General features: G+C 49.6%; 1 protein-coding gene. It reads left to right on the forward strand.

Annotation, left to right across the window (positions count from 1 at the left end):
- Window positions 1–125 precede the first annotated feature (125 nt).
- Window positions 126–1,580: ATP-binding cassette domain-containing protein (locus R8N28_RS24370; RefSeq protein ID WP_318183567.1), on the forward strand; the 1,455-nt coding region annotated here is incomplete at its 3' end.

Consider the following 1,580-nt stretch of genomic DNA (forward strand, 5'->3'; position numbering starts at 1 on the left):
ATACTTTTTTGTATAGCATAATGCAATTAAAGCTCAGTGATCGACTTTTCCCGTCAATAGCCCTACTATTCATCGCGAGATCAACGACCAAGAAACGCGCGCTGCGCAAAGTGAACAAAAACCCTATGATTACCTTCTCTGATATTCAGTTACTGCGTGGCGGTAAACCTCTTTTAGACCAAGCATCGGCAACCATTCACCCAGGTGACAAAGTGGGTCTGGTTGGCAAAAACGGCTGTGGTAAATCGACCTTATTTGCTCTACTGAAAGATGAACTGTCGATTGACGCGGGCTCGTTCAGCCAACCTCAGCATTGGGAATTGGCGTGGGTAGCGCAGGAAACACCTGCTTTAGAACGCAGCGCACTGGAATACGTCATTGATGGTGATCGCGAATACCGCGGTCTTGAGCAACAGCTAGCGGTTGCCGAAGAAAAAGACAACGGTACGCTGGTGGCAGAAATTCACGGCAAGATCGAAACCATTGGCGGTTATAGCATCCGTGCCCGTGCGGCAGAATTGCTTGACGGCCTTGGCTTTAGCCAAGAACAGATGAGCTGGAACTTAACTCAGTTCTCTGGTGGTTGGCGTATGCGCCTTAACTTGGCTCAAGCACTATTGTGTCGTTCCGATCTACTACTGCTCGACGAACCAACCAACCACTTGGATTTGGACGCCGTAATGTGGCTAGAACGCTGGCTGCAAAACTACCCTGGCACACTGATCTTGATCTCGCACGACCGAGATTTCCTAGATCCGATCGTTGGTCGCATCATCCATATCGAAAACCAACAGCTGAACGAATACACGGGCAACTACTCGTCATTCGAAAATCAACGTGCGCAAAAAATGATGCTGCAACAAGCGATGTTCGAGAAGCAACAAAAGCAAATGTCGCACATGCAAAGCTACATCGACCGCTTCCGCTACAAAGCGTCGAAAGCGCGCCAAGCGCAAAGCCGAATCAAAGCGCTAGAACGCATGGAAAAAGTCTTGCCCGCGCAGTTCGATAACCCATTCAGCTTTGAATTCCGTCAACCAGCTGCGCTGCCAAATCCAATCATGATGATGGACGACGTATCGGCAGGTTACGGCGACAACCTAATTTTAGAAAAGATTCGTCTGAACTTAGTACCGGGCAGCCGTATTGGTTTGCTTGGCCGCAACGGCGCAGGTAAATCGACCTTAATCAAACTGCTTTCAGGTGAACTTAAAGCGCAAGGCGGCGATCTCACCTATTCGCAAGGCGTAAAGATCGGCTACTTTGCTCAGCACCAGTTGGAAACGTTGCACCCAGAAGAAACACCACTGCAGCACATGATGCAGATTGCACCGGATCAAACAGAGCAGCAACTACGCGATTACCTAGGTAGTTTTGGTTTCCAAGGCGACAAAGCGCTAGAAAAAGTCGCACCGTTCTCTGGTGGTGAAAAGGCACGCTTAGTGCTGGCATTGATCGTGTGGCAAAAACCAAACCTATTGCTACTCGACGAACCAACCAACCACCTAGACTTAGACATGCGCCCAGCGTTAACCATGGCTCTGCACACGTTCGAAGGTGCGGTGCGGATTGTTTCACAC

The sequence above is a fragment of the Vibrio sp. Vb1554 genome (genome assembly GCF_033344235.1).